3 protein-coding genes, 2 tRNA genes and 2 pseudogenes are annotated in these 4,851 nt (G+C 69.6%); 6 read left to right on the top strand and 1 reads right to left on the bottom strand.

The genetic code is table 11. The features are described from left to right. The 3 genes and pseudogenes from AB8A24_RS37705 to AB8A24_RS37695 all read left to right on the top strand — a co-directional run. A pseudogene (locus tag AB8A24_RS37705) lies at positions 1-214 on the top strand (hypothetical protein); the annotation flags it as partial. Between the two features lie 307 nt (positions 215-521). Next, on the top strand, positions 522-2,723 hold the full coding sequence (locus AB8A24_RS37700; protein ID WP_369478741.1) for a DEAD/DEAH box helicase: 2,202 nt from the start codon (positions 522-524) through the stop codon (positions 2,721-2,723). 218 nt (positions 2,724-2,941) lie between these two features. Next, positions 2,942-3,014: transfer RNA gene (locus tag AB8A24_RS37695), tRNA-Lys, on the top strand. Positions 3,015-3,138: 124 nt separating this feature from the next. Here AB8A24_RS37695 and AB8A24_RS37690 read toward each other — a convergent pair. Further along, positions 3,139-3,311 (bottom strand): annotated as a pseudogene (locus AB8A24_RS37690) (site-specific integrase); the annotation flags it as partial. 129 nt (positions 3,312-3,440) lie between these two features. Here AB8A24_RS37690 and AB8A24_RS37685 point away from each other — a divergent pair. The 3 genes from AB8A24_RS37685 to AB8A24_RS37675 all read left to right on the top strand — a co-directional run bounded on the left by AB8A24_RS37685 (position 3,441) and on the right by AB8A24_RS37675 (position 4,836). Further along, positions 3,441-4,004 carry an N-acetyltransferase family protein gene (locus tag AB8A24_RS37685; protein ID WP_369478740.1) on the top strand — a complete coding sequence of 188 codons (564 nt, stop codon included), beginning with the start codon at positions 3,441-3,443 and terminating at the stop codon, positions 4,002-4,004. Between the two features lie 81 nt (positions 4,005-4,085). Beyond that, the gene (locus AB8A24_RS37680) at positions 4,086-4,598 is read left to right on the top strand and encodes a GNAT family N-acetyltransferase (RefSeq protein WP_328962675.1); all 513 of its coding nucleotides are present in this window, start codon (positions 4,086-4,088) and stop codon (positions 4,596-4,598) included. 164 nt (positions 4,599-4,762) lie between these two features. Further along, positions 4,763-4,836 (top strand) — tRNA-Met (locus tag AB8A24_RS37675). The last annotated feature ends 15 nt before the right edge of the window (positions 4,837-4,851 follow it).

The raw sequence follows: 4,851 nt of genomic DNA, 5'->3' as shown, positions 1-4,851 counted from the left end.
CGGCGGGGCGGACGGGCAGGGCCCGCAGGAACCCACCACGGGCGGGTCGGGTGGTTCGGGCGGACCCGGCGGCCCGGGCGGTTCGGCCGGCGGGCAGCAGACGGCCGGCCCGACCCCGGCGCCGCCGGCGACCACTCCCCCTGTGACGGAACCCACGTCGGCGCCGCCGAGTCCGCTGCCGGAGCCGACCACCGCGCCGGCCCCCGAGCTCTAGGCCCGGCGGGCACCGGCCGGGCCCGACCGGGTTCGGTCCGGTGCCGATCCCCAGGGAGTTTTCGCAGGTCAGCGGCCTCTTGAGGGGAGCGACTTGCCAGACCCCGGGGAGGGTGCGTATGGTTATAGATCGTTTGATCCCATTGCCCGGCGCCGAATCCGAAGAGCGCCGTGTGGCGCGTACTCTCCCTAGCCGTGGCTGACCGCATTGAGGCGGTCGATTTGCGATTCACGGAGTTTGGGCGCGTGCCGAGACTCCGGAAGGTTTCGCATTTCGCATGTCCATTTCCAGTTCTGACCGTTCCGTCATGCCCGAGAACGACACCAACGAGATCATCGACGCCGAGGCCCTTGTGGTCACCGAGGCGATCGAGGCCGCTGAGGCGGACGAGATCATCGAGGCTCTTGAGGCCGACGTGAACACCGACGAGTCCTTCGAGGACTCGACCACCGACTTCGACGACGCGGACGCGGACGCCGAGCCCTCGATCACCTTCGGCGACCTCGGTCTCCCCGAGGGCATCGTGCGCAAGCTCGCGCAGAACGGCGTCACCGCCCCCTTCCCGATCCAGGCCGCGACCATCCCGGACGCCCTGGCCGGCAAGGACATCCTCGGCCGTGGCCGTACCGGCTCCGGCAAGACCCTCTCCTTCGGTCTGCCGACCCTGGCCTCGCTGGCCGGCGGTCACACGGAGAAGAAGAAGCCCCGCGCGATCATCCTCACGCCGACCCGTGAGCTCGCGATGCAGGTCGCGGACGCGCTCCAGCCCTACGGCGACGTGCTCGGCCTGAAGATGAAGGTCGTCTGCGGCGGTACCTCCATGAGCAACCAGATCTACGCTCTGGAGCGCGGTGTCGACGTCCTCGTCGCCACCCCCGGCCGTCTGCGCGACATCATCAACCGTGGCGCGTGCTCCCTGGAGAACGTCAAGATCGCCGTCCTCGACGAGGCCGACCAGATGGCCGACCTGGGCTTCCTGCCCGAGGTCACCGAGCTGCTCGACCAGATCCCCGGCGGCGGCCAGCGCATGCTCTTCTCCGCCACCATGGAGAACGAGATCGGCACCCTGGTCAAGCGCTACCTGTCCAACCCCGTCACGCACGAGGTCGACAGCGCGCAGGGCAACGTCACGACCATGACGCACCACGTCCTCGTCGTGAAGCCGAAGGACAAGGCGCCGGTCACGGCCGCCATCGCCGCCCGCAAGGGCCGCACCATCATCTTCGTCCGCACCCAGCTGGGCGCCGACCGCATCGCCGAGCAGCTCGTCGAGGCCGGCGTGAAGGCCGACGCGCTGCACGGTGGCATGACGCAGGGTGCCCGTACCCGCGTCCTCGCCGACTTCAAGGACGGCTACGTCAACGCGCTCGTCGCCACCGACGTCGCCGCCCGCGGTATCCACGTCGACGGCATCGACCTGGTCCTGAACGTGGACCCGGCCGGCGACCACAAGGACTACCTGCACCGCTCGGGCCGTACCGCCCGCGCCGGCAAGTCCGGTGTCGTGGTCTCCCTCGCGCTGCCGCACCAGCGTCGCCAGATCTTCCGCCTGATGGAGGACGCGGGCGTCGACGCCTCGCGCCACATCGTCCAGGGCGCCGGCGCCTTCGAGCCGGAGGTCGCCGAGATCACCGGTGCGCGTTCGCTGACCGAGGTCCAGGCCGACTCCGCGAACAACGCCGCCAAGCAGGCCGAGCGCGAGGTCGCCGAGCTCACCAAGCAGCTGGAGCGCCTGTCGCGCCGCGCCGTGGAACTGCGCGAGGAGGCCGACCGCCTCGTCGCCCGTTCCGCCCGTGAGCGTGGCGAGGACCCGGAGGCCGCTGTCGCCGAGGTGGCCGAGGCCGCCGAGGCCGAGGTCGCTGCCGCTGCCGCCGCCGCTGCTGCCGAGCTGGCCGCGCAGGAGCGCCGCGAGGAGCAGCGCGCCCAGCGTGACGACCGTGGCAACTTCGAGCGTCGCGACAACCGTGGCGGCGACCGCGGTGGCGACCGTGGCGGCTTCCGCCGCGACGACCGTGGTGGCGACCGTGGTGGCCGTCCGTCCGGTGGCTTCAACCGTGACGACCGTGGTGGCGACCGTGGTGGCTTCCGCCGCGACGACCGTCCGTCGGGTGGTTTCCGCTCCGGTGGTGACCGTCCGTCCGGTGGTGGCTTCCGTCGTGACGACCGTCCGTCCGGTGGCTTCAACCGCGATGACCGTGGTGGCGACCGTGGTGGCTTCCGCCGCGACGACCGTCCCTCCGGCGGCTTCAACCGTGACGACCGCTCCTCGGGTGGCTTCAACCGCGACGACCGTCCGTCGGGTGGCTTCCGCTCCGGTGGCGACCGTCCGTCCGGTGGTTTCCGTCGTGACGACCGTCCGTCCGGTGGCTTCCGCTCCGGTGGCGGCGACCGTCCGTACGGCCGCCGTGACGACCACCGTCCGTCCGGTGGCTCCGGCTCCGGCTCCGGTTCCACCGGCGGCTTCGGCGGCCGCCGTGACGACAAGCCGCGCTGGAAGCGCAACGGCTGATCGCAGCTGAGCTGAACCCCTGAGGAAGGGCCCGTACGACACCCCGGTGTTGTACGGGCCCTTTCCGCACTCCCGGGAACTGATGACCCGTAACACCCCCTCGGAAGCCGGTCACAGGCCCTGCGCGACGCCACCGGACCGGCGGCGACAGGCCGGTCGGCGGATACCCGATCGGCTGACCGGCGCGGTCCGGCTATGCTCTGGGGTGAGCACCTGGAGGGCCATTAGCTCAATTGGCAGAGCAGCGGACTTTTAATCCGTTGGTTGTCGGTTCGAGTCCGACATGGCCTACCGCTCGCAGGGACGGGGAGACATCCCTCCGACCTGCTGCTGAGCGCCCCACCCAGCTTCCGCCGGGTGGGGCGCTCAGTCGTATCCGGGCTCGTGCGTGAGCGGATGGCCCGTCATTTTCCGGTCATGAGGCGGACGGGCGGGCGCGGGGCACCAGCTGGGCTGCCGTTTCGGCGGCTGCCCGGTCGATCTCGGGGAGCAGGCTCGTGTACGTCTTCGAGGTCAGGGTGATCGTGGAGCGCCGGAGCGCGCCTTGACCGTGTGGAGATCGCCCCCACCGCCGTGGGTGAGGGTGGCCTGGCCAGTTGATCAGATTGGCCGAGCGGTCCTGGTCAGGTGCTCCGTGGGCGGTGGCCGGCACACTGCTGCTGCTCTCCCTTACGTTGATTTTCACGATGCGGGTGGAACCTGGGCGGAGATCCGAAGATGAGTGACGAAACACCGCTGACCATCACTTCAGGCGGCAAGCACTACGCGATCCGCGATGCGGAGCCGAACGACGAGGCTGACCTTCTCGCACTCTTCTGTGCCTGTGAGGACTACTTCGAGTCCGCGACCGGTCTGCCGTCCGGGCCGGGTGACGTACAGAGCCTCTTCTACAGCCTCCCCGAAGGCGCCGACTGGGACGACAAGCACATCCTCGTCGTAGCCGATGAGACGGGCTCTGCCGCCGGACTGGTCGAGGCGGTCCTTGGGTACCCGACCCCGGACACATGCTCGGTCGGACTCTTCTTGCTGCATCCGGACCTGCGGGGTGCCGGGCTCGGCTCCGAACTGGCCGTCACTCTGCTTCGTTCGGTCGCAGCTCGGGGAGCGAGGCACGTGACAGCAACGGTTCCCCTCGGATGGGAGCAGGGCGAACGGTTCGTCGCCTCGCACGGGTTCACGCCGACAGGCCGGCCGTCACCGCGTCCGCATGTCGGAAACCGACAGGCCGGCCCACGAGAGCCTGTCCTGAACAGGGTGGCGCTGCTCCTGCCATCTCCCTGAGCGTATTGATCACGAGTGTGGTCGACGCCGGTCCGGTAAATCCGGTGACCCCACAGGGTGGCGGGGGTAGCGTCGCCGATCATGACGCCTGTTCTGCGTACCGAACGCCTGCTCCTCGACCCTTACACCCCCGAGGACGAGGAAGGATTCGTCGCACTCTTCCAGGACACCCGGGTGTCCCGGTGGATGGGCGACGGTCCCACCTCCGAGGACGAGGACCGGGCGCTCTTCGGACGGGTCTTTACGAAGGTCTACGCCGAGAACCTCTTCGACGTGTGGGCCGTGCGTCGGGACGGACGGCTGGTCGGGCACGCCGAGATCAAGCGGACCGCCGAGGTCGACGGCCACGAGATCATCTACGCCCTGGCCCCCGAAGCCTGGGGAGCGGGCCTCGGTACCGAGATCGCCGAGGCGATCGTCGCGTACGGCTTCGGCCCCCTCGGCCTGACCGAGGTGCACGCCACCGTGGCCGACGCCAACACGGCCTCCCTGGTCCTGCTGGAGCGGATCGGCTTCACCCACGTCCGAGACGTACGGGAGGACGACGGGAGCACGACCCACGTACTGACCCGGCGTCGGGATCCCGTCGCCTGACGGCCGCTGCCGTCCGGGGTGCGGCAGGGGCAGGGGCAGGGGCAGGGCGGTTCGGTTCGATGCCGGTTTCAAGGCGCTGACCTGCGGTGATGTCCATCTGTGGGGTGGTCGGCGGTTAATTGGTGAAGGGCTCTCCCCGCATGGCGTAGAGTTGTGTTTACCGACGCGGGGTGGAGCAGCTCGGTAGCTCGCTGGGCTCATAACCCAGAGGTCGTAGGTTCAAATCCTGCCCCCGCTACTCAGTACGAAGGCG

It is taken from the genome of Streptomyces sp. BF23-19, from assembly GCF_041106355.1.
Lineage (GTDB): Bacteria > Actinomycetota > Actinomycetes > Streptomycetales > Streptomycetaceae > Streptomyces > Streptomyces virginiae_A.
Note: the sequence above shows the minus strand (reverse complement) of the source record. Positions and strands in the feature narration are given on the sequence as shown.